General features: G+C 51.8%; 25 protein-coding genes. 2 read left to right on the forward strand and 23 right to left on the reverse strand.

What is annotated here, in order from left to right:
- Window positions 1-76 precede the first annotated feature (76 nt).
- The 12 genes from JMI88_RS30570 to JMI88_RS30625 form a co-directional block, all read right to left on the reverse strand.
- A complete protein-coding gene (locus tag JMI88_RS30570) occupies window positions 77-1021 on the reverse strand; it encodes a ParB/RepB/Spo0J family partition protein (protein ID WP_201365851.1) in 945 nt (314 codons plus the stop codon).
- Complete coding sequence (locus JMI88_RS30575; RefSeq protein ID WP_201365852.1) at window positions 1018-1995, reverse strand: ParA family protein; 978 nt, start codon at window positions 1993-1995, stop codon at window positions 1018-1020. The genes JMI88_RS30570 and JMI88_RS30575 overlap by 4 nt, the downstream gene beginning before the upstream one ends.
- Window positions 1996-2356: 361 nt before the next feature.
- The gene (locus tag JMI88_RS30580; RefSeq protein ID WP_201365853.1) at window positions 2357-3202 is read right to left on the reverse strand and encodes a toll/interleukin-1 receptor domain-containing protein; all 846 of its coding nucleotides are present in this window, start codon (window positions 3200-3202) and stop codon (window positions 2357-2359) included.
- Between the two features lie 17 nt (window positions 3203-3219).
- On the reverse strand, window positions 3220-3954 hold the full coding sequence (locus JMI88_RS30585; protein ID WP_201365854.1) for a toll/interleukin-1 receptor domain-containing protein: 735 nt from the start codon (window positions 3952-3954) through the stop codon (window positions 3220-3222).
- Between the two features lie 985 nt (window positions 3955-4939).
- Entirely contained in the window at window positions 4940-5956 is a 1017-nt protein-coding gene (locus tag JMI88_RS30590; RefSeq protein ID WP_201365855.1) for a hypothetical protein, read from the reverse strand.
- A 332-nt stretch (window positions 5957-6288) separates the two neighbouring features.
- Window positions 6289-6714: a hypothetical protein gene (locus JMI88_RS30595; RefSeq protein WP_201365856.1), complete on the reverse strand. Its 426-nt coding sequence runs from the start codon at window positions 6712-6714 to the stop codon at window positions 6289-6291.
- A gap of 1112 nt (window positions 6715-7826) precedes the next feature.
- A complete protein-coding gene (locus JMI88_RS30600) occupies window positions 7827-8561 on the reverse strand; it encodes a restriction endonuclease (protein ID WP_201365857.1) in 735 nt (244 codons plus the stop codon).
- Window positions 8562-8616: 55 nt separating this feature from the next.
- The gene (locus JMI88_RS30605) at window positions 8617-10671 is read right to left on the reverse strand and encodes a Piwi domain-containing protein (RefSeq protein ID WP_201365858.1); all 2055 of its coding nucleotides are present in this window, start codon (window positions 10669-10671) and stop codon (window positions 8617-8619) included.
- 257 nt (window positions 10672-10928) lie between these two features.
- Entirely contained in the window at window positions 10929-11489 is a 561-nt protein-coding gene (locus tag JMI88_RS30610) for a hypothetical protein (RefSeq protein ID WP_201365859.1), read from the reverse strand.
- A gap of 16 nt (window positions 11490-11505) precedes the next feature.
- A complete protein-coding gene (locus tag JMI88_RS30615; protein WP_201365860.1) occupies window positions 11506-12696 on the reverse strand; it encodes a helix-turn-helix domain-containing protein in 1191 nt (396 codons plus the stop codon).
- A gap of 3 nt (window positions 12697-12699) precedes the next feature.
- On the reverse strand, window positions 12700-14115 hold the full coding sequence (locus JMI88_RS30620; protein WP_201365861.1) for a hypothetical protein: 1416 nt from the start codon (window positions 14113-14115) through the stop codon (window positions 12700-12702).
- Between the two features lie 9 nt (window positions 14116-14124).
- Window positions 14125-14772 (reverse strand): hypothetical protein, encoded by a 648-nt coding sequence (locus tag JMI88_RS30625; RefSeq protein ID WP_201365752.1) that lies wholly within the window; start codon window positions 14770-14772, stop codon window positions 14125-14127.
- Window positions 14773-15049: 277 nt separating this feature from the next.
- On the opposite strand from JMI88_RS30625, the gene JMI88_RS30630 reads away from it, so the two are divergent.
- Window positions 15050-15337, forward strand: coding sequence for a hypothetical protein (locus tag JMI88_RS30630; RefSeq protein WP_201365753.1), 288 nt, complete (start codon window positions 15050-15052; stop codon window positions 15335-15337).
- Between the two features lie 25 nt (window positions 15338-15362).
- On the opposite strand, the gene JMI88_RS30635 is transcribed toward JMI88_RS30630, so the two are convergent.
- From JMI88_RS30635 to JMI88_RS30660, 6 genes are all read right to left on the reverse strand, one after another.
- Complete coding sequence (locus JMI88_RS30635) at window positions 15363-15806, reverse strand: hypothetical protein (RefSeq protein ID WP_201365754.1); 444 nt, start codon at window positions 15804-15806, stop codon at window positions 15363-15365.
- Between the two features lie 376 nt (window positions 15807-16182).
- A complete protein-coding gene (locus JMI88_RS30640) occupies window positions 16183-16416 on the reverse strand; it encodes a hypothetical protein (RefSeq protein WP_201365755.1) in 234 nt (77 codons plus the stop codon).
- The gene (locus JMI88_RS30645) at window positions 16416-16724 is read right to left on the reverse strand and encodes a hypothetical protein (protein WP_201365756.1); all 309 of its coding nucleotides are present in this window, start codon (window positions 16722-16724) and stop codon (window positions 16416-16418) included. The genes JMI88_RS30640 and JMI88_RS30645 overlap by 1 nt, the downstream gene beginning before the upstream one ends.
- 251 nt (window positions 16725-16975) lie before the next feature.
- Window positions 16976-17677, reverse strand: coding sequence for a restriction endonuclease (locus tag JMI88_RS30650; protein WP_201365757.1), 702 nt, complete (start codon window positions 17675-17677; stop codon window positions 16976-16978).
- A gap of 552 nt (window positions 17678-18229) precedes the next feature.
- On the reverse strand, window positions 18230-18916 hold the full coding sequence (locus JMI88_RS30655) for a hypothetical protein (RefSeq protein ID WP_201365758.1): 687 nt from the start codon (window positions 18914-18916) through the stop codon (window positions 18230-18232).
- Window positions 18917-18977: 61 nt separating this feature from the next.
- A complete protein-coding gene (locus JMI88_RS30660) occupies window positions 18978-19268 on the reverse strand; it encodes a hypothetical protein (RefSeq protein WP_201365759.1) in 291 nt (96 codons plus the stop codon).
- 184 nt (window positions 19269-19452) lie between these two features.
- Here JMI88_RS30660 and JMI88_RS30665 point away from each other — a divergent pair, with 184 nt between their 5' ends.
- Window positions 19453-19782, forward strand: coding sequence for a hypothetical protein (locus tag JMI88_RS30665; protein ID WP_201365760.1), 330 nt, complete (start codon window positions 19453-19455; stop codon window positions 19780-19782).
- Window positions 19783-19859: 77 nt separating this feature from the next.
- Here JMI88_RS30665 and JMI88_RS30670 read toward each other — a convergent pair whose 3' ends face one another.
- From JMI88_RS30670 to JMI88_RS30690, 5 genes are all read right to left on the reverse strand, one after another.
- Window positions 19860-21113 (reverse strand): PQQ-binding-like beta-propeller repeat protein, encoded by a 1254-nt coding sequence (locus JMI88_RS30670; RefSeq protein ID WP_201365761.1) that lies wholly within the window; start codon window positions 21111-21113, stop codon window positions 19860-19862.
- Between the two features lie 6 nt (window positions 21114-21119).
- Window positions 21120-21518 carry a hypothetical protein gene (locus tag JMI88_RS30675; RefSeq protein ID WP_201365762.1) on the reverse strand — a complete coding sequence of 133 codons (399 nt, stop codon included), beginning with the start codon at window positions 21516-21518 and terminating at the stop codon, window positions 21120-21122.
- Between the two features lie 209 nt (window positions 21519-21727).
- A complete protein-coding gene (locus JMI88_RS30680) occupies window positions 21728-22756 on the reverse strand; it encodes an EamA family transporter (protein ID WP_201365763.1) in 1029 nt (342 codons plus the stop codon).
- A 14-nt stretch (window positions 22757-22770) separates the two neighbouring features.
- The gene (locus JMI88_RS30685; RefSeq protein WP_201365764.1) at window positions 22771-23397 is read right to left on the reverse strand and encodes an LOG family protein; all 627 of its coding nucleotides are present in this window, start codon (window positions 23395-23397) and stop codon (window positions 22771-22773) included.
- On the reverse strand, window positions 23394-23888 hold a 495-nt coding region (locus JMI88_RS30690), incomplete at its 5' end, for a class I SAM-dependent methyltransferase (RefSeq protein WP_201365862.1). The genes JMI88_RS30690 and JMI88_RS30685, both read right to left, overlap by 4 nt.

Raw genomic sequence — 23888 nt, forward strand, 5'->3', positions numbered from 1 at the left:
TCGCGGAACGCTTACGGTAGATCAACGCTTACGGTAGATCATAGCACGAATTCATCGGACCGCGTACGCGGTGGAATTAGGATCGCGCTAAAATAGCCTCAATCCTCTCTTTGATCGTTTCGAGTTCTTCTCGCTCAGACTGGCTTGGTACGCGATCTCCGAGCACCTTTTCATAGCGCTGAAAACTCTTGAGAGCAGAAACAACCTTCTCTTTCCCCTGCGCTGACTCAATTGAGATGGGCTCGCTCTTCCCACTTTTCTCATTCTGAAGAATCTGTTCTACGAGGTGCTTAACCTGATCAGTCGAGATCTCTCCATCGAGGAACTTTTGGATAATCGGAGCGCGTAATGCTGCTGCCTTCTCTCCTCCCAGCTCGTCAAGTTGCCGGAGATAATAAAAACAGCGCTGGCCTCGCGACGGATCTGCCTTGAGCATATCCTGAATATCGGGGGCGGATTCCGCGGCGAGCATACACAGGGAGACATGAGAACGGCTTACCTTCAGTTCGCTCGCAATGCGCTCCTGGCTCCAGCCTTCATCCTCTTGCAATTGCCGAAACGTCAATCCCTCCTCCATCAACGTCAGCGGCTGCCTTCCATTGTTTTCAAAGTAGGTACCCTTGGCCAGCTGCAAGCGATCGTAGTCCTTGATCACCGCTTGGACTTCCTGAATGCCCAGTTCTTTCGCCGCCTGAATACGGATGTGCCCCCCCATCATGAGGTTGTAGAAGCGCTCATCATCCGGATCCTGGCACAAGACAGCCGTAAACTGGAAACCGAGATCCCGTATCTGATCTTTGAGTTGCTCATATGTTTGTGGATCGAGATGTTCCCGCTTTTGATAACGGCTTGGTCGAATGCGCTCTATGGGAACAACGGTCAGCCGACGTGCGACTGGCTGCACGGCGCCCACGCTCTCACGGCTCCCGTGGATGCCGTGCTCTCGCAAGGTGACTGACGGGTCCTGTACTGCCGGCCCAGTTCTGCGAGCTTTGAAAGGGTTTTTGGGGTTCTGCGTCATTCTGCCACCTCCTCATACGCCTGCTGCTCGTGCATAGCCTGGTTCAGCGCGTCGGTGCACTTGTCGCAGAACTTCAACCCGGTTACTTCCCCTTCATAGCCCATCAGCTGAAGCGTAATAGCGCAGAGCTCACGAATGGCCCGATCCGAGGAAACTGCCGGATGCTCAAGGCTCGCAATATGCTGATTGAGGCATTCGCCAAAAACCTTGCTCCAATGCACGGGCTGATAGACCACTTCCTCCGCATCGCGATAGAGGGCTTTGAGATAGGCAAGAGGCGTCGGATTGTTCGGCGTGTGTAACACCTTATTGGGCAGGATGCCCAGGATAGGAGGCTGCTGATCTGGACGCCGCTGATAGCGTTTCTTCAAATCCTCCTTCAGCTGGTAGTATGATTGCCAGTCCAGCTCGGTCGGCTCAAAGGGAATCAGGATTCCATCGATGGCATCCCACAGAGCAAATGTGATGTCATCCTCTGTGCTAGCATCAGCATCAACGATCACATAATCGATACTTTGGGGCGGAGTTCCAAATTCTTCATCCGTCGTAGCTTCAAGATGGAAAATGCCGAGATTAACCTTATCGTTCTTCCACCATGAGAACCGCTGCTCGAACGGGAGGGGTGGAGTGAGTGCGGCACGCAAATCCTCGATCATGTCTTTGATCAAGGAAGGATAGCGCTCTTTCCGGATAAAATCATTGATATCCTCATGATCCCGGCTCCCGGCAATGAGCCAGAGGCGTTTGCGCACCTGCCTGGCCGCGCTCTTGAATGGCACCCCATTGATGATGCACTCCTTTAGTGTCGCATCAAAGTGGCGTTGCCGGTTTTCAAGAATATCATCATTCGCCTGTTCCGACCCATCTATCAGCAATACCGAGCAGCCCAGTGCTGCCAGGGCCTGGGCGAATTCACGTGCATAGAGTGATTTCCCCACGCCGCCCTTTTTCGACTTGATTTGTATTACACGCATATATGAGTCCTTTCTTCTCGTTCAGGGAGGGGCTACCGTGCAGATGGTTTTGACTTCGCGAAGTCAAAAGACACGTTCCAGACCACAGCTTTGAAATGCCACAATTTTTCTTCTATTGTTCATGCGAAGGATCGAGTTACTACCTTTGGAAAATACCCCACCTCTATACAATGCCCTTCAGTGCTTACGCGCACTTTTTGACTTCGCGAAGTCAAAAAGAACAGCATTTCATAGTTCTTATTCTACCGTTTCAAAAACCCATCTGGCAATGCCCCTCTCCTCCTCGCCGATCTACAGCATATTCGATGGCGGGGTACTTATATCCCTCCGTTCCATAACCAGCGTCTCCTGAAGTTCATAACTATGCATCTTCTGGTGCCTCCGCCTTCTTCAAATCGCGCAGTAAGCGCTCAAAAGCTCTCTGATACTCGTGAGGATCTGCCCAATGGGTAAAATCACCAATGTGACGGCTCCGGCGCAATTTCGCCGCCCACGCTTCGGAAGTCTGCAACACCTGGTCATCCAACCGAACTGGAAAGAGGACTTCCCGCTGCTGGCGCTGCTCTTTCTCTAGCGCCGCTTCCACTTCATCTTCCACCCAGGAACTGGCAAGAGCATGTTCCGAAAGGAGCAGCAACAACTTCTCATGCACATGGATCGCTTCATCAATGCGAGCGCGGATTTTGTCGCCGATCTTCATGTCTTCAGAAGCGAACCAACAGCGCACACCATGATCCTGCAAGTCGGAGTGCAGGCGACGGGCCAACATTCCATCGTTGTTGGCGTAACTGATAAAACAGGAATGGTACTGTATTGGCGACATCATTTGTGCACGATAGATAACAATCCACTCATCGGGGACACCAGTCCCGCGCAAAAAGTGCATAGCTCTGCTATCCTGAGGTAGGTATACTGAGTGTAGCTGAACGAGAGATGGCCCTTTGTGATTAATCTCAACAATTCCTTTGGCAGTGCGAAGGTCATTGTTGGCAAAAACTGTCTGCGCAAGAACGGCTCCCCTGAGGATGGCTCCGCTGAGATTGGCTTCGCTGAGATTGGCTTCGCTGAGATTGGCTCCGCTGAGATTGACTTCGCTAAGATTAGCTCCTCTGAGATCAGGGTGACGTACGTGGGGATGTTGTTTCCGCTGCAGGTTCCAGGCTCGAACGCTTTGTCGCAGGATGGCGAGCAGTTCTGCATTGGCCATAGGTGTTTCTCCCTCTTTCATCGATGCAAATCACGCGCGAGTCGGTGGAATGCCTGGGTATACGCCATATCATCTTGCCATCGGCGGAAATCTCCGATATAGCGTTGTCTCACAGCTATCGCCCATGACTTGTACGTTTGCAAAACGTGATCATCCAGGCGGATGGGGAACAGGAGAAACGTGCCTTGTTGCATATGTTCCCGGTCCAGCGCTGCCTCCACTTCTTCCTCGACCCAACGACTCCCAATGGCATGCTCAGAGAGGACAATGAGGAGCTTGTCATTATTCTGTATCGCCTCATAAATGTTGTCGCGGAGCTTGTCACCCGTTTTCAGGTCATGGGGAGCAAACCAGCAGGGAACGCCGCTGCTGTGGAGGTCGGCATACAGCTTCTCGGCAAACGCCTGATCTTCGGTCGCGTAACTCAAGACGCAGGAATGATACTCGGAAGACGTGTGCAGTTGCTGAGTAGGGGCCGGTGCTGGCGATGGCGAGGCAATCTTTTCTTGCCTTGGTTGTATCGGGAGGGAAGCCGATGCCTCCCGGCGAGCCTGCCACACGGAAACCCCAATACCGAGGGCAACAGCCACGAAAAAAGCAGGGAAAGCAAAACGCAAATAGGGAGCAATGGCTGGTGGAATAGTGCTGGTGGCGAGATTACCGAGGATACTCGCAAGCGCAGACAAGACCCCACCCAAAACGATGAGCAGAATGGTCACCGATGCTCGCGGCGGCGATGATGGTGAGGACATACGAATCCTTTCTCCTCGCACAAAACAACAAATTGATACACACTCTTCAATATATTAAACGATGAGAACGACTGAATATAAGCGGCTCGTTTTTAAATTTGATATCGCGTAAGATGAGTTTGCTTGAAAATGAAAAACAAGCGAATGAGATGGGATACACTTTACCAGACACCACACCCCTTCGCGGGAAGCTGCCCGATTTATGTGTTAAGTGTCTATCATTCATCGATGGACTTAAATTAATATCTGCGAAAAATACCACGCTTATACGATGTCCTTGAGTATTAATGCGGCACTTTTTGACTTCGCGAAGTCAAAAAGTGCCGCATTTCATATTACCCCTGGCGCACAAAGTCTGAGCGTAAATGGTAAAGTGATTATCATGGACACTCATCCATCGGAAACTTTTTCAACAGGCTGATTCGTTTTTTTGCATTATCTGAGATAAAGGCAGCTCTTCTTCAGTAAGCCCTTCACCTTGTTTATTTGTCCACTCCGTTTTTGTGAAGCAACAGAAGGAGTGCTTCCAAATCCCCGCCTGTGTAGATCTCCGCTAAAAGCAGCAGGTTGTTCTTGAGGAATGCCAGTAAATAGATCATCAAAAGGGATATGTTACAAACATTTTGTAGACTCTTGCTCGTTTTATACGCCCATTTAATTATCAAAGTTTCCGCTCATAGAATTCCTGGTACTTTCCCCGAAATCTTGCTCACTCGTTGAGCGTAGTGGACACCTTTTCAGGGAAAGATTGCCCTTCCCAAATCTGATGTGTTCTGATCTGTTTCCTCTGTTCATCGCGCTTCCCAGGCCGATTGTTAGGTGAGCACAATTTCAGGGAAAAACGGACACCTTTTCAGGGAATGTACCAATTCCGACATTTACATGTGTTGAATTCACGTAGAGTTGTGAGATAAAAATATATAGTATATTCACAACTTTTCTTAGCGAGAGAAACTACACTGGTGCGACCTCTGTATTGACGGGCTTATAAGCTCGGCCAGGGCTCGCTACCGCGCTCCTGCTTCTCCTCATCCTGGGGGCTGCGCCCATCTATCCGCCCCATCTGGATCGTATATTGCGCTCCGTCGCTCTCCTCCTGCCACCGATATTTGAGGTACGGGCCGTAAATGATGCCTTCAAAAAGATCCACGCCGGGGGGAATATCCTTCCCCTTACGAAGATAGGCCCGCGCCTCTTGACTCAACCTCACTTTCTCAATATAGAAGGACTCAAACCATCCTATCGCCGGACTGATGGCGGCGCGGATCGTCTTTATGTGCGCGTTAAATGCGTCGAGCTGGCGGCGCGCCGCCTGGCTATCGCCATAGATGTGCCGGTGATCTATCCTCTTAATTGGGTTGTCCTGGTACTCCGCTCGGATCGCGTCGAGTTGATCGCGTACTGTCTCCTCGGTAGGTCCAGTCACACGGAGCAAGGCTGCTGTTTGGTGCTCCCCGTTCTCGTCCTGCCTGGTTGGCGCGGGCGGTCGCATGCTGGCGGCTTCCTGGCGCTGCTGCTCCACGGCTGCGCGTAGCTCTGCGAACAGGTGCTCGTCTGGGGCAAGCAGGCTCGCGGCCATTTCCAGCGCTGTCCCGGCGGCCTCCAGCTTGGCCAAGAGTCGAGCGCGGCGGATCGCTAAGAACGTTGCTAAAATATGGTCGCGGTGTTTGTGGTCTGCGTAGACTGTCCATAGGAACGATTTGAGCGCCGCCTCCTGCTCACTCATCGCCACACCTGGATCATCCTGGCTGGCGTCCAGCGCGGCGACGAGGGCCTGAAGCTGCTCGACCTTGGCGGCGATAAGATGGCGATAATTCCGCGCTTCTTGCATCTGGATATCAAGCGCGTGTGCATCGCCTGGGCGGAATTTCAATCGGCCTTTCTGGCTCCTGGGAATACGGCGCTCTTTGGCGATATCGAGTTGCTCAGGCGTCCGGCGTGGTCGTCCTGGGCGGCGGCGGTGCGGCGGTTGACCATCGCCCTGAGAGGTCTTTTTCGGCATGAGCGTCTTCCTTCCTGCTATTTGCTAAGGTTGTGTGGCGAAAATAATATAGCCTCTCACAACAGTATACACGGACAAAAAACGCTCTTGTAGCGCAAATATTATCGATCGGCTTTGTTCTTCTCTGGCCAGTCGCCAGGTTCTTTCTCATCTTTCAGACTGCTGCAATCATCTGTTTCACCATTATTCCCCTATCCAATGCCATAAGAACGCAAGCGATCTCGCTAATTGGAAAGGGCGCACTTTGCAGAAGGCAGAGCATCAGAGACCATATAACATGGTCTCTGATGCTCTCTCCTCAACTATCCGACTTGCTCAGCCTGCTAGTTGGATTAATGCCGACCTCGTTCGAGTTGGGCGCGTGGGCTCAATCTTCCATCTGGCATTCTCTTGGCAGGGTATAACTCGCTATCATCCAGCGGTAATAGGGCATACACAGCCTCATACAGCTCATCATAATATGACCCATCCCCGAGCTGACGATTTCGAGCCTCCCAGCCCACAATACGAGTAATACGTGGTTTGAATTGCCGATAGAGCGCCTGTTCTGAATCGTAGTCAATGGTACAACTTACTTTTGCTGCATCCTCAATGATCTGCCGTACTTCTGCATCTATTCCTATCGCCTCTTTTATTATCGGATTGGCATAGATCGATGTGAGAATATTCTCCTTTGCGGTGTTACCTCCGCTTCGTCGCCGATAGACTTGTGGATAGTGCCAGATACCATTTACAAACTGTGCTGATTCAATCATCATTTTTCAACCCCTTTTTAAGCTTATGATCATTTACACTGCATCAATTCATATATATATTATAAAATGCTATGCCGCAAGGCTCTTTTAGAGTGTGTCTGATTAGCATGATCATCGCCTGCAGCCTGCCTGAGCTTTCGCACCTGCGGTGCTCAGGAGTCATTTCAGTGTTGGTGCAACAGGTGCGCGGATGCGCACCTGTTGCACCAACACTGAAAAAGAGCGTGGGGACGCCTGCGTTCCCCAGGCCCAGGGGCACTCTGATTCCCAGCATGCTGGGAATCAGACACTCTCTTAGATGCCCTCAGCGTGGCCTGAGCGTGCGCTGAGAGGCCCTTGCGCGCTCCTTGCCCTAGAGGGGGCTTGCCAGATGAGCCAGGTCTTTCTATTGATGCCGCGTTGCCGCAGAGTAGGCGGGAATCTGCGTCAAAGCATAGCGCTGCTCTGAGGTTAAATACACTGGGGTCTTTGAGGAATACGACATAGAGCACAACACCCTCCACATCTCCATGATATCTGTGCTTGTCTTATCACAGGTTCCTGAAGTATGTCAAAGAATTGACATGCCCACAGGACAGAAATGCCTGAAACCGCGCTTAGCGGGGAAAAGAGGGGCGCGAATCAGCCATTTCCATCCTTAGCGGGGAAAATGGTACGGAAAAATGTCGTGACCCCAAAAAGGGATTCGGTACGGGCTTATCGCTGTCCTTGTGTGACGCTTGGCCAACAGTCACGGGTGCGCAGTCTGGCCGGCAGAGTGAGTGAGCGCGCTGGTCACATGGCTGGACACAGGATCTCTTTGGGCATGTGACCATTTCCTCATCCCGCTGCCTGAGACGATCAAGGATGCAGCGGCTTAATGTTGTGAGAATATAATTATTTTTTTCTCACAACAATTTTGAGCGCAAAAAACGAGCAGGCCCGCGCAGGTGTTTGCGCTTGCTCACGAGCAGATACCTGGATGCATGACGCGGGGGGATGTGAGCACGGTGGCCGCCTGGCGCTCATCGTGACTGCTGGCTGGTGGTCACGACGGCGCGTTGCAGCTGCGCGTGTGACGCGGCACATTCGTCACGAGTGGATCTCCATGATTGCTTGGGGTCACGGAGAGGAGGTCAACTCCAGATGGCGGCCGAGGGTTGGTGGAGGGCAATATCGCGCAGGGCCTGCCCCAGCTCATAGCGTTTATACTTGAGCAGATACTCGATTCTGCGCCCATCAATCATATGCACCTTCATTTTCCCAAGGAAGCCACTCAGCGCTGCGGGAGTATAGGATGAGGTGGTGACAAAGTAGCCATACACGGCCTTTTGCAAGACGATGGCGCCATAAAACTCCCGCAGCTCCGCATGAGGGACATGGTGATCCTGAGCATAGAATTTGCTTTGTACTGCCACCAGACATCCGACATGGTTGAGCAACTTGGCGTCAACTCCCTGGTCACTGCTCCCTCCGCAGTGCTGAAGAAAGCGATGTTCCGGCGCTGCGCACATGACCAGCGCAGCGCTAAAAATTTCAAACTGACGAGCGTTCATGAGCTGATAGATCTCATTGAGGGACCGTGGCACATAGGGGAGAGAATCATCAGTTGGCACGCTCCAGACAGGAGCAACAGCGGTAGGCGTAGAAGAGGGGCGAGCAGGTGTGGTAGACGTGCTGAGCGGCAGGAAAAACAAGATCACGGCGAAGGGAACCGCAATCATGCACGAGAGCAGAGCTACAACCTGGAGTAGCGGCCCAAGCAGTGCCCAGGACAACACAACGATGATAGGAAGTGCCAGGAGTGCGAGCCCGAGCCCATGCCGGGCTCGTATGCGGATGCTGGCTCGCTTTCTCATTCTAAAGAGCATGTAATACCTCCATGCAGACATGCAAATAGATCAACATCTACTTCTGCTTTCTTCTTCATAACCAAAACGGGATGTTTCCTTCTAACTCTTTTGGCTTAATCCCTTTTAATGCCAGGTATGCAATTTCGTCGCTGTAATGAATACTGATGGGTAAGCGGGGAGAGCGCAACGAGCCGTAATGAAGTTGCGTGAGGGCTAGCACAGAGTGGATTGCTTGCTCAATTGGAAAAGGTGGCACGCTTCGGATCTGGAGCGGCGATGGGGTGCTCTGTGAAAATGGTGGAGGTGATGAAATGAGAAATGCCTCGTGCGGATTCAGTTTGAAGGCGCTTCCCTTGGGGGGTTGAAGAACCTGGCCTTGAAAACTATAGACCCGTGGGGCTCCTGTCTTTATGACCTCGACACAGTGAAATGTTGCCCTTATCTGCTGCGCCCAGTCTTGTAGCGCTTGTTTTTCCTGACCACGGAATATTCCATCACGGTGAATAACAACGCGCTTTCCTGAAAAAATCGCAGACGGGAAGAGGGTGTGAAGTACATCCGGAGGGATGGTTTCCCCTTCGAGAGGAGCATCATGAATGACGTATTGAAGAAACTCACCTGTGTTCTGGTAGATTCGGGCAATAGCTGTGGCATTCATACTTCCAGCCAGGCGTGTTTTGCTGCGGCGAGCAATATCGATCCCAACGATGATGTCTGCATAAGGGAGAGGCTCTGCCAGCACGTAGGGAATATTTCCAAGTTTACTGAGCATGCCGAGCGCAATATTGCCAAATGCATAACTGTTGTTCATGGTCGATTTGGTAATGATTTGATTAGGAATACCCATACCAACGGTCAACGATTTCAGGTGATCGTAGACTCCCCAACGGAGAAGATCCTTATTGGCTTTGTCCTCTGAGTCTGCAAGTAGCGCTACAATGATGTGAATGTTGTGTGCTTGTAAGTCTTTTACTGCCTCTTCAAGGGCGTTTCGAGAGGGAGTTGTTACGTCTTTTATACAGGAAATCTTGCTTGCAAAGTGAAGCGATGTGAGTTCTGTTTGAAGTTGCTGAAGGAACTGGTTTGGAGCAAGGTGTGGAAGGGTATTGAGTACGCCGATCTGGATGGGGGTTTCTTCTGGGAACTGTTTGCTCCGCTCATAAAAGCCATACCGTCGCAAGCGAAGGGAGAGATCTGTATCCCCTTTGGGCTCAACACGTTGCTCTCCACCAAGCAGGAGAGCAGGGGAGTAGTTTACTGATTGTGCTGTTAAGAACAAGGTAGGAGAAGCGCTCGAATTATACGCTTTCCCGCTCACCAAGAGTTTTGCCTTTGCAATGGCGGCAATCTTACTAAGCATGCCAGAGCGTTCTTCAGGAGAAAGGCGAAGCAGGCGTAATGTTTGTTTTGCGTCAACCTGGAAACGGCTATAGTCGCCTGGGCGGATAATGAACTGCAAGGAACGAGCCACGTAGTCATAGGAGGCATTTGGTCCTGTTGAAATTTGGATGACCAACTCATGATCTGCCGCTCGGTTGATCATGGCCTTTGATTGCTCCCGTTTCGCTACTTTCAGGAGACGGCTTCGGTGCTCGACAACTGCTCCAACAACTTTTGTGATCGTGCCTTTCAATGTGGAAGTTTTGTCCGCAACCAGCAGGCCCACCAGATCGTTGGGATCAGCGAGATTCTGCGCGTAGGTTTGCACGTCGATACCGGCGATCATGCGGGATGCAATTGAAACTGAAAGGGCCGGTTGCCCATCGACGACCCAGCCGCGCACTTGGCATACACGCTGAATGCTGATATTTCTCTGGAGACGATGTGACCAACTTGCAAGTAGTGGGTCGATGGAAGATTGAATATCTGTCCATAAGCTTCGAGCAATAAAATCTGCTAGCGTTTGTGCTGTTGGTTGCCAGGTTGGATTGCGGTGAATGGCGTGCAACTGCTGAAACGTCTCTGGCTGTTCTTGCCAGAGCATTTCAATGACTGATTGGAGTGCTTCATCAGGTTGAGGGGTATCGGTAATAAGCCAAGGATAACTCCAAAACCAGTGCCCCTTCAGCCTTTTTTGGAAATGAAATGCTAATTTTCCGCCAATAAGAGCGAGGTCATTCGTTTGCACATCGGGTTGATAGCTTGTCAGGTGAGGTATAGCCGAAGGATTGATAGGAAACACCTCAACGAGCATGGAGCCTTGCTGTGATTTGAGTCGCTGCATTGTTTGTTTCTCCTTAAAAAATCGCAGTATTGAGAATAGGTCTGAGAAGATTTGCTTATTTCTCCCAGACAGTCTAGAAAAATCGTGCTGATACCCGTAGGTTGCTCTTTCTTACACCTCAGAAGAGGTGAAATGAGAAGACTGGTATGCAGAACCGCAGGCTAGGGATTGAGATAGCTCTTCCACCAGGAAGAAAGGGGATGAGTACGCTGAGGAAGGTAGCGTGCTCGCGCAGAGATATTCTTAATGGCTTGTGTTACTTTCTGAGCTGAGGGAGAAGCACACTCCATCCAATATTTTATGAGCGCTGGCGTGGAAATGATGGGAAGGGCAGATGCGTGATGCTCAAATAAAGCGATTGTCTTTGGGGTATCCATTCCAACTGCCCAGCGATGATGAAGCGCTAGCGCGGCGGTATATCCTTCACAATCACCTCCGAGAACCACGGCAAGATCTATGACCTCACCAAGCAGGCCAGGAGGGAGCGGCAGGAGAGAGAGCATCTTAGGAAACCTATCTGGAGTAATGCGAATGCGCTCCTTGCTTGGGGCTTCTGGATGATCATCAAAGAAGAGCGGTTCCTGCCAGTACATATCTTGACTGATGGATACTGGAGGAAGTATTTCAAGGATCTCGTCGAGATATTCCGATGCTACCAAATTCGTCAGACAACAGGCATGTAAAAGAAGCCCGCTTTGTGACGATATGTCACTCCTGCTCACATCATACTCCTATTCCCTAGAATTGGGGCTCATTACGCATTTGCTCATTTGCTCGAAGAAGGTTCATGTGTTCCTCTAATTCTTGAGCAATTTTTGTTGCCTGCAATCGATCAACATTGAGAAGTCGCGCAAATCGTCCTTCAGCAATCAATGACCCTGAAAGGGCTTCAAAAGCCAGATCAGTGTAGCGAAGGGGAAAGAGAGAGTCTCGTCCAGGAATAGTTGCTATTCCCAGCCTGTTTTGAAGTTCCCTCACTTTGAGTCCGCGTTGTTGCAGCCCTTCCCACATTCCTGTCGGGAGCAGCTTCATATCTTCCAGGCGACGCACAAGGGCCTGAATAGACACTCCGTAGGCGTAGGCCAGGTTCCCAAGATCGGTCAGAGAAATGCTCTTCCCGGGGCGGCGTAATTCGCTAAAACGTTTCATGAGGCTGCTAGTGGGCATCAAGAAATAGCCAGCAAATGCGTCAGCAAAGCGTTCGCTTTCAGGAAGACGCTGGTAGAAATCATCAATAGAAATCGTTGGCTTGTAGCGATGAGCCAGAAAATGTCCATAATCATGTGCTAGTGACCAGCGGCGGCGATCTTCAGGGTGGCTCTTGTTTACAGCAATACATCCTCCCAATTGGTTCGTGTAGAAGTACATGGCCGAGTACCCTTGAGGAAGTTCCATATAAAAAATGCGTAATCCAACATCTTGCTCAAGGATATCACGAAGAGTTGGGAGGGGGCTGTCTCCTAATCCTAGACGTTGTCGCTCTGCAATGGCTGTTGCCTCCGCTGCCTGTTCAACTTTTACTCCCGGCCAGGAGTATTCATCGGGATACTTCCGATCCAAAGGGGCTTCAAGTAGTTGCTCCAACTCTAGATAATTCTGACAATGCCACTCTAACTTCTCAATGAGAGGCGCTATGATCTCGTCTTCCTTCGTCTTCCCTGCTGGCCCGCGAAATTGAACTTCAAATGGCTCTATTTCTGGGTGAGGGCGAACTAAATCGCTCATCTCACAGTCATATGCTCGTGCGAGTTTTTGCAGTTCCTCGGGTTTGATTCGCCGGAAGCCAGATTCAATAGCCGTAATTGTCGTACGGGCGGCGTCAATGATCTTCGCCGCCTCTTCCTGGGTGAGCCCCTTCCTTTTGCGTGCCTTCTGGAGGTCTTTGCCCAGGGTGATCGGGTCAATAGTGTCAAGAACACGTGAGGTCATAGACTAAGCTCCTTTTGCTGTGTATTTTCTTGCCAGGGGCATTGGTCTCTGCTCTTCTAGCAACTCCTGACCTACAAGGGAGTGGACCAGCTCCCACTCATCACAATACTGGGTGTAGAGACGCAGAAGCTCTTCTTGCATGACCAATTTATTCTCTTCTCTTATTCCATCAACGATTTTGCGCAGAGAATGGTAGAGGAAAGGGTGTTGTTGCGAGAGAGAGGTCCAAGGATCTGCGGTCGTGAGACACTCACGCAAATAGACGACCTGGAGATGCATCGCCCGGAGGTAATCTCTATAACTGGGGTGAATGGGTCTCTGGGGACGTGTACTGATATAAGAGGTTGGATCGTCTACTCCCAGGACAGCTAACGCTTGGCGTCTGAGTAAACAAGATGAGCAGTAGCCACATTGTAGCGGCATTTCACGATGAGGACCGTCACAAGTAAAGGAAACAGATACGAGATCGCGACCTCCAGGAGAGAGAGCAAGTGATTCGCAGAGTTGAGCTTTTGTAGCAAATAGGAACGGATTGTGAAAGGTGAACGGAGCTCCAATGACGGACGAGATGAACTTCCCCATGAGGAGCAAAGAAAGGGGATGGACAGCGCGAGAGTGATCGAGCCCTACTTCCGCATCGCTATAGGGAAGATTGATGGCTCCAACCCCATTCTCATAGATGGAGAGCTGTTGCTGGTTTTCCAAGAGTGCACAGACTGCACCTATGAGGAGGAAGACAAATCCTCTGGATCGTTGCAATGTATTCTTAGGGATATCTCGTGTCTCATCTAGCCCAAATGGGATCTGAATGAGCTTGGTGCGCTTGGGGAACTGCTTTGCGATCTCAGACTCACATTCCCGTTGCTTCGCAAGCAGGGTGGCGTTCATCCCTGTTCCGCATAACGTGTAAGTGGTTGAAGATGTTGATGAGAGCTGGTGATATAAACCAGCGAGCGAATCTAAGCCTCCACTCCATAAAGCAACTTCGACAGGAGAATCAGGAACTGGATGATAGTGCAGGGGGAGCGGACACTCTGCAAGACGACCAGGTCGAGAGCGAGAGCAAAACTCGAAGGACCAGTGATCAAGGGTATACCAATACAGAAGGCGCTCCAGTTGTGAGTGGATCTGGGGATGCTGGAAAATCTCTGGGTGTCGGAGTGGTAAGCGAATATGAAGATGACGCGTGTAGTCCGCTCTGCGCACAGACAACCGATCAGCAACAGCGATGGCAATACCCAAGTCGAGAATGTCGGCAAGATGAGCAGGAAGGCGATGCTGCCGAGCAAAGAGCAGGGCTCTGTCGTCGATCCACGCCCGTGCCGTAGACTGCTCCTTGTACGGGCTTTTGATGTGTACCAAACTCGGTGACCGATGGCTGAGATCCTCAAAGGAGTAGATGTAGTTTTGCTGATCCATTGTTGTCCTCTATAGTAAATCTAAGAGATCACGATCTAGATCTTTATCTAGATCAATCTTTTGTAATTTGACCTGCCGGGGGAGAAGGCGAAGAGCTTTGTTCTCAACAATTTGGTGAGCTAAGTTTGCGATCCCTGAGATGACAAATGGGCGCATAGTTGTGATTCGCTCCTGGACAAACTGAGGATGGACCCCCTGATAATGCTCTCGTGTTTGTGGTACGCGCCGGACGAATCGTTCATCATAAATGTTGAGGAGATATTGCTGTGTGATGTCCTGGGCAAAATCGTCTGGAAGTATTCCTTGATGGTGGTGTCTCTCAAGGAGGTCGAGTTGCTGTTCACAAGCCCTGAGAGCGAGTTGAAGGCCTCGTTGAGATCCGCTGAATACTCTGCCGAGTTCGTTCATATCTTGCCGTGCAAGAGACCAATCGACCGAGAGGCTGTCCCTCAGATTGGCTGCGAGCTGTTCGAAAAGAAGAGCTGCCCGTTGAATGAACTCAAGAGGCGCATCGCCGTATTTATCTTTATCTTTTATCAGGCGACGGAGAACTTGTCGGGCTAAGCTTTCCTCATCTATTACTTCTTCACATATCCCCTTATAGATGTGCTGGTATCCTAAGGGGAGTGTAGGATGCACAATATCACCATCCGCCATATGGTACTCCTCGTTGTATCAACGCGCCTTTTTCTTTAGTGATGAGTATACAGTGGGAGAGCTACATTGTCAATAGCTAAGCGGAAATATTTTGGTAAAATTGTCAATTGTCAGAATAAAATGTCAGCGACTGTGCTGATAATGCCTTTTTATGCCATTTTGTCTCGCAGAAATCCGCCATTATTATAGGCCCTCTACAACACTGAAATTCGACTTCTGCTAAGGGCACTTCCTCCTAAACGTGCATTTTCGTTCCACTGCACCTCAGAGGCCTAGTATGTCCCAAGCAACAAACACGGCTAGCAATTGTGACTGTGGCCAGCTGCGTTTGCCAATCGTCACAGAGGTCTTTATGCTCCTGCAAAAGGGCGGCGCGTTCGGCCTCTCGCTTCTGCTGACGGTGGTGCGCCTGCTTACACTTACCCTTATTATCGCAAAATTGGCGCGTTCGGCCTGCGGGAGCGTTGTCGAGCTTTGCACCGCAATACAGACATCTGGGCACATCCTCCTCTGGCTCTTTCCCAACCTGGGGTTTGCCCACAGCTGGAACAGAAAGTTGGAATAGAAAGTGGCGCTCGTATAGCGTAACGTTACGATAACAACATTAGTTTCCAGAGATGGGCAAACTCGTCCATCTCTTCAGGGGAACATTGCAATGTGTAGCGTAAATGGGCTTCATACTTTGCCCGGCTTGCTCGTGCTGGGAGGAATGAGGAGGCAAGTAATTTGTCTCTGAGTGCTGATGGGCTTTGCTTTTTGAGCCATGCCAGAAAGCTATATGTGCTATGATCGCCGTGAAATCGCCTTTCCAGGTCGAGACGATTGTGCAAGCGCATTGTCTCTTGCTCTAATGCTTCAATCGTTTGTGCCTGGTCGTGTACCTTTTCTCTCAACTCCTCCAGTTCAGAGAGAAGCTCCTGTGACTGTTCGCCCTGGTGCTGCTTTCTCCAGTATGCTTGTTTGTGGGCATCATTGCAAAACTTGCGACTCTTGCGCTTTCCTTCGATGATCGCCCCACAGTATAGGCAGTTCATGGATGCTTACCCCTTAGTGATTTATCGTAACGTTACGGTATTATACCACGAATTAAAAAGCGCCTTACCCCGGTGGAGTAAGACGCCTAGTCTGTATTGCATGCCAGAGGTGCAAGCTCTGACATATGCCTGCTAACTCAATTTCGTGCTAAGATGGTCTATTCTCTCGCAGTCATTGCAATAGCGACCGTTTCCGGCTGCATATCCTGCTATCTCATGTCCATTCTTCCATGTCTCACAAGAGAAGCAGAAAAAGCAATGAGGATCATACGATACAATTTTACCGTTCCTGATATCAGCAGCATAATCCATCTTGTTATATTTTTGCTGACAGTGATCACATGTAGCCTCTACGTATCCATCCATAATGTTGCTCCTATTTTTGCTCTACAATCTGCCCAGCAGTCACAATATGAGGGAAACCATCATTGCAGTCCACTTCATAGGTGGTTGGCAGCTGGCGGCCGCTCACCGTCTTAGACGGCGCTGTAATGTGGATCACTTCACCTGTAAATTCTTTGCCACCTTCTCGAAAGGTGATAGTGGCGCCATGCGCATAATCGCCGCGGCCGCTCTTACCGAATATGTGGTCTAGGTTCTGGTTGCTCATTACTGGCCTCTCTGTTCTCTATTCTGCTTGTATAAGATACACCAGACGGCATGATGCGCTTGCCACCAAGCGGCGCAATTGGCGCCCATCGTGTCGTTATCGTTGGGGCATGGTGGATCAGACACCTGTACATCGAGGCTGTGGCAGTCACCACAGGCGCCACAGAGCACGCTTTCACATGCTCTGCAGTATGGCTGCCCTGTCAGGGTTAAGGGAATGGTAGGCACGATCTGAACGGCTGCTGTAATCAGATCTGGCTTTAATCGAGATTGCTGCAAGCTCTGTATGGCCTGGTCATATACGCTCATCCTCATAACTCCTAAAACGGGGGGTCCGGTAGTGTCGCGACAGCGACGACTATAATATTATTCTTACAGTTTCTTTAATATATATTCTTTATGGTACTAATTTTAGTATCCCCTGAGCAAAAAGGATGCTAATTTTAGTACCCTCTCGAGCTCAAAAAAAGAGAGGCTCTCGCGAACCTATTTTGCTATTCCAACTTTCTGTTCCAACTGTGGGCAAACCCCTATTAGCTCGCGACAAGAAGCAGGTTTTGCTAGCTGCTCTTTTCAACCTGCTGAGCCAATATATATTGCCACGCACGCTCGATTTCTACAGGATACGATCGCAACAACTCGTTCAGCCGCTGATGGTCGATTACATGCATCTCCTTGCCTTCCCCTCGTGGAGCACGAGCGTTCTCATCGGCCACATGGTTAATGCCATCGCGCGTCAACGTCGAGGTAGTCACAATATACCCACTGTGTGCTCGATACGTGCGAATAGATGAACTAAATTCGCGCACTTGGCTGGATTTGACTGCACTGCCCAGCCGATACCGCTTGGCTTGGACACACACCGGCCGTGTATAGCGATCCCTCAACACCACATCCGTTCCCTTGTCCCCAGTTTTTCCACAATGTCTGACAAACGTATGCCCCAAACGCTCGCCACCGATAATGACAGCCGCTGCAAAAAGCTCAAACTCGACATCGCTCAACTTCGCGTGTGCCATTTGGGCCGTGGTAGGGATCGACAATCGGGGACGCACAACCTCGGGGGATGGAACGGCCCGTACGGCCACACGTGACTTTGCCGCGCGCCTTGGCGCCGATGCACATAGCAGCGAGAGCCACAGAAGCACCAGTAATGTTCCGCCCAAGAAGCAAACGAAGGCAAGCGCCGGAACGGACAGGCGAACCAGAGCGAAGAGGAGAAAGAGGAACAGAGCTCCTAATGGTAAAAGCATCGATCGCATCACGCCATCTCCTTGATAAGGAAAACAGTATATCGATCTTCTTCTTTATAAATCTGATAAAAGTGGAAAAACTGTGTAATGGCTTATTGCTGTAACACGTAAATCGCGGTTCTTTCCTATTCAAAATGTTTCAGTAGTATAATAATCTATGAGAATACTTATACTTAGAAGATCCTTATATCTGATTTTATAACGATGCAAGAAGTAGGGCCATTTTCATGTATCTGGCACGCCGATGCACCACTGAATCAAAGAGGGAATACCTGAGGCGATTGTCTAGCCGTCGAGCACATAACATCGTATCAAGTCCTTGACACACTCCTGTGCCGTGTCCAGCCTGCGACTGGCTCCTGGTTCTCCTACATTGTGGTCTTCCTCCTTATTGTGACGCGGCTGCCGTGTCCCGTTGCGCGCCTAGCCAAAGCATCGTGACGCGAGATCTCGCGTCACGATAGTAGATCCGTGGGCCAGTGGATCGCTGCCGGCATTGTGACGGCAGGTCGGGAGTCACAGGTCCCAGCTCGCGGCGCTGCCGTGACAGCCAGCTCCCGGTCACTCCTCCGGGTCGTCCTCATCCTCCTGCTGGCCGATATAGGGGCGTAGTCCGGCCTGGGCCAGGGTCGCCAGGACGCGTGCCTGGTCCTCGTCCTCCTCTGGCTCTTCTCGCTGCTGCCCAAGCTGCTGAGCAGCAATATCGTCAATGGCCTTTTGCAAGAGTTGGTACATGCTCAACTCGCTTTCGAGCTCCTTGATCCGGTGTGTATACAGAGCTTCAAGCTCCTGGTTATAAAATACAGCTTCTCGTGCCTGGCGCTTGGCGGCGCTGGCACTCTCGATGAGCACAGCAATGCGGTCGTGCTTACAGCGCTTGGCCTCGATCACCTGCACAATGGACTGCGCAAGGTCGTGGCCGTGCTCCTGGTCGTAATTCATGAGCAAGTCCGTCATCTCCATGACGGCGCGCTTGCTCTCGCTGTCGAGTTGCTGCTCGCAATAGGTCAAGATGCGGGCGCGGGCGGCGTGCCGCTCTTGGCGCTTGCGCTCTGCGATATTGGCGCGGCTCACCGCTTTCCGGCAGGCCTGGCTGCCGCAATGGTAGCGCACTTTGCTGCCATAGGCGGACAGATCCTGATTGATCGCTGCGCCGCAGTGAGGGCACTGCGGCGGGGCGTTCTTGCGCTCCTCTGCCTGGCGGATGCGGTCCTGCTCGTAGCTGCTATAACTGTAATTGGTGCTCATATGCTATACTCCTTCTAGGCTCAAACGTGGTTAGACGCCAATGATAGAGGGAGCCGTGTGATTACGGCTCCCCGGCCTCTGTAGCGGTTGTACTCAATAGCAGATCGATGATCTGCTGTGCTTGCTCCTGGTCAAGCTCGTGGGTCAACCAGGTTTGCAAGGCAGCAAAGCGAGAGATACGATGCGCGGTGCCGTTGTGCTGGAATATGACAGAATACGCCAGCGTGCCCGGCATGCCTAATTCCCCATAAACTCCGATATACTGAACGTGAGATACAAAAGAGAAGAAAAACGATAAAAGCGACCGTACCACTTTTGCATCTTTCTCAGTAAAATATCTTTCTGAAAACATACGTACCTCCTTCGTCATATGCACAATTAATTTTACACCATTTGGTGTAAAACCACAAGCCTTCCTCGCATAAGTTGAGCCAATTCCAGCACGAATTTGACACCGGTTGGTGCTTGATGCGATTACACCAACCGGTGTATACTTGTGGTCGGGCCTATTCTCTCATAGTGAAAAGGAATCAAGTATGGGGCGTACATTAGAGCCAGTGATCTCTGATGAGGTCAAAGCGATACGGGCAAAGATCGAGGCAGGAACGTGTCTGACCACAAAAGAAAAGCGGGTAGAGGTCTCCAGGGATGAGGCAGCCTTTATTCTGGGGGCGCTGGCCGGGCGTGAAATTGAGCCGGGATACATCAAGCAGCTGACACGTGGAGAAAAGCCACGCCTGGTGCCTGCACGGCCGATAGGGAATACGTACCTCTACCGTGTCGAGTCGTTGCTGGGGGTACGCTTCACCAAGGCACATACTCCCCCACATCACCAACCACGCGAACACAGCGCGCTGCCCGAATAACATACGCGCTGTGTTCGCGTTCCAGGTGGTGAAGATCACGTTTCATTACAGGAATGTGTCACCATCTGCATGCCATCTCATGCCAACGCAACCGCTGCTGATGCGGGAAGAGTTTCCAGTGCCCACTGCTTGTCGCCAGCTGGTGTCAACACATGGAGTGCATCAGTCGAGATAACCCAAATCAAAGAGGAGTGCACCCGTATGTCAGTCACACTGGTGCGAGACCCCACTGCTTGTTGCCAGCGCTGATGGCCGGCCTGCACATCCAGATCGGTCAACACACCATCACGTGTGGATACAAGGAATGAGGACGTGCCCAACGCCTGTACCTGGACAACAGGCGCCCCCTGGTAGGGCTGCTGCCAACGCTGCCTACCTTGCAGGGTCCAACTGGTGAGCCGCGTCTGACTCGCCCACAGAAAGCCTGCCGGGGAAATCGTGCCGCTCTCTCCCACCTGAATCGGATAAGGATGCTGCCAAAGCACGTTGCCCGATTGCAGATCAGTCGCGCGCAATCCAGATGAGGCCGCTGCCTGCCCGCCAGCAGGCAGGAACACATCAATATAGATGGTATACAGCGTTCCCGTCCTTCCATCAACATACCGTGCTTGTGTCTGCGTATCTTGCTGCCAGCGCTGGCGACCACTCTGCGCATCCAGATCCGTCAACGAACCATCGGTCGAGAGCAACAGGGAGCTGCCATGCAGATCCATCTGCTGCATATGCTCCCCTGGATCACCGTCATAGCTCCAGCGAACAGTCCCTGTCTGCGCGTCAAATGCGGTCAGGCGATTTCCTCCCCCAACAAAAAGATGGTGCGCATCCTGGGCCAACACGACATCACCCACAGGCAACAAACCGGTTTGTTGCCACACCAATTGTCCTGTCGTAGGATTCCAGGCGGTGACGCTACCCCCCTCTTCAGCCACATACAGCAGATGACCAAGCGCCATATTGAGCGCGACGGCCGAAAGGGTCTGATGCCAGATCACCTGCCCCGACCGTGTATAGGCAGATAACACGTTCGTTGCTGCATACAGCGCCTGCTTTGCCACTATGAGATGCGTCCCAACCGGAGGGAGATCACTCTCTGTCGCGTTTTCTGCCTGCCCCGTTTGCCTCCAGAGCATCGCCCCATTGGTTTGGTACGCCGTGAGATCTCCCGCACTTGAAAGCACATACGCTGATGGAGGAAGTGGCTGCGAACCATGCGGGCGGTTTGGCGCTGGAGTCCCGGGTCCGCAATCCGTCAGCAAAAACAGGAGCAAGAACAGACCCACAGAGGAAAAGACGGTGCCCCTGCTGCTGTCTACCTTGAGGTTTTGAAACATCCCCCCTTACCTCCTCCTACCTGATTTGGTCGATAGGGCCGACGGGGACAAGGCCGTCAGGATAAAGCCCATTTGTTGGACGCGCATTGGACAAATATGAAAATCCACACAGGCCAGGCGCGCATTTAAACGGCTCAGGTGCTTCGTAAGCAATTGGCGTGATGGCAATTCGGTTTCTCGCTGAAGCTCATCGAATGAAAGGTAGGATAAAATCAAAATATCAGTCGATGTGCCTGTGATGTTCGGATTTTGGGGAACGACAGTCAAAAAGGCTCGACACAGACGATATTGCGTTGGAGAAAGATTCAATACGCGTCCATTCACTTCAATACGGTGCCAGGCGTCGTCCCAGGCAATAGAACCTATTCCACTACGAATTTGACTCACTTGATTGAACGTTCCCATGTAGTTTCATCCTCCTCAAATCTCAAATGTTCGTAAAAGCATCGGGCGCAATCGTCGGGGAAGTAGCAAGCCTTTCCCCCATGCGACCCACAAAGCAGCGGAAAAGCAGAACGCAAACCATCCAAAGAGCTGGATACGAAGAAACACACAACGAGCCGCCAGCGGTACGTTCTGATCCATCCATACAAGAAGATTCCCTCCTAATACGATTAAGCCCTGAGCGCCAGCCCCAGCAAGCCAACGAACAACAGCGCGATGCCAGCCCACCGACGTGTAGACAACCGTTCCTTGTAGACGAGCAGCCCAAAGGCCATCGGAAATGCCGGGTAGAGCAGCGAGAGTGACGCCAACAGACTGGTCGGGGCCAAACGTGACCCCTGGGCAAAGGCACCGGCAGCCACCAGATCGGCAATACTCATGCATCCAAGCAAGCCCAGCAGCCGCCAGTTTGGCCGCGAACGCAGCGCACCCCATGCATGTCGTCTGCCTTCTGGGGCGCGGCACAGGGTCAGGAGCCCCACCAGGGCCAAGAGCACACAGGAGCTCAAGCGTGAGGCCAGCAGAGGCCACACAGGGCCGTAAACGTGGCTCACACGGGACATGCCAAAGGTTTCGCACCCGAAACACCCCAGGGTGACAAGTGCCCACCAGATACCCCGTTGATCAAGCCCAGTCAACCAGGGTCGCAGGAACAGCGCAGGATGTATCGTGAGGGTAATGGAACCTCCCGAGCGCTGGATCTGGAAGCCCGGGGCAACGGATGATGACGTCGAAGGGCCTCCTGTCTCAGCGGTGGGGATGGCCACACAGACCATCCCCATGAGCAGCAACATAAGGCCTCCTGTACTGATGACCGAGAACGGCTCATGTAGCCAGAACATCGCCAGCAGCAGCGGTACTAATCCATAGGCACTCACGAGAGGCGAGACCACAGCCACCGGGCCGTGAGCAAAAGCGCGTAGCAGCGAAAAGTTGCCAAGCATGTTACAAGTACCGATGACCATGCCGAGACCCAGAAGTTCGGGAAGCAGCGGCATCAGGTCGGAAAGCGCAAATCCATGAATAGGGTGGCCAAGGCGCATCGCGCCAGCCACCAACAAGAGCAACAGGAACAGAGAAAGCAGATGTGTCGCAAGCAGCGTCACGACGCTATTGAGCTTGCGCGCCGCAATAGCCGATCCAACATCCAGGCATCCATAACCCAGAGCCGAACCAAGCCCGAATAAGATTCCAAGCATAGCTCCCTCCTCCTCTATGCCACTCTCGGGACTCCAGCAGCTTGAACACGCGTTGCTATGTGCTCAAGCGCTTCTGTGACCGACGTTTGAACTGTGGTGTTTTTTGAGAGCGGCCGCGATGTAAACCCCTCTTCGTGTATATGGTTTAGAAAATGTAAGAGAGGGCTGAAGAAGTTGTTCACATTCAAGATCACAATGGGTTTCTGCATCGCGGAGGAAAGCCCATCCAGGCAAGAGAATTCGAAGAACTCGTCCAGTGTGCCCTGCCCGCCAGGCAGTACAACAAACCCATCAGCGAGCCTGGCCATCAACGTCTTGCGTGCCGCCATCGATCCCACACGATAGAGGCGAGTGAGGTGGGCGTGATTCTCTTCGGGAAGCCAGAGTCCGGTTGGTACGACCCCTATGGCCTCCCCTCCGTGGGCGAGGATGTTATCGGCCACAAGGCCCATCATGCCATCTCTTGCGCCTCCATACACCAGTCCGATGCGATGGCGCGCCAGCTCACGACCTAATTCGCGCGCACATGCTTGATAGGCAATGTTGTTGCCAGATTGGGCACCGGCAAAGACGCAGATGCGGAACCGTGGAGCCTGACGGTGGATCAAGCGCATGCGGCGAAGGAGCGCGATTATCTTCATGATCGTGCTGCTCCTGGCTTTTGAAATTTGAGGACTAAACCATAGGGCACATGCCCATAAAGTGGTTGTTGGCGGAGCAATGGCTCTGGTGCGCGCGTCTCGACCAAATCTGCTAGCTGCAAACCGGCGGCGCGAGCCAGAGAAAGATACTGACTCAAGGGGCGATGATAGGTCGGGACCCGTCCTCGCACGCTCTTATGATTATTGGTGGTATACACTGTTTCCTCATGGTACGCGACAGGCAGATAGTCTAGTCCTCCCTCGGCAGTTGAACAGGGTGCTGCCGGATGGATGATGGAAGAAATAGCTACCCCACCCGGGCGCAGGACACGGTATGTTGCCTGATACACCCTCACTAAGTTGGGCACATCCGTGAGGCCCAGGCAGCACGTGATGACATCCTGCGATGAGGAGGGCTGTGAGAGCAGCCAGGTGGCATCATCAACCACATAGGTAAGTGTAGAGTGAAGGTTCCTGTTCGCAGTCGTAAC

It is taken from the genome of Dictyobacter formicarum, from assembly GCF_016587435.1.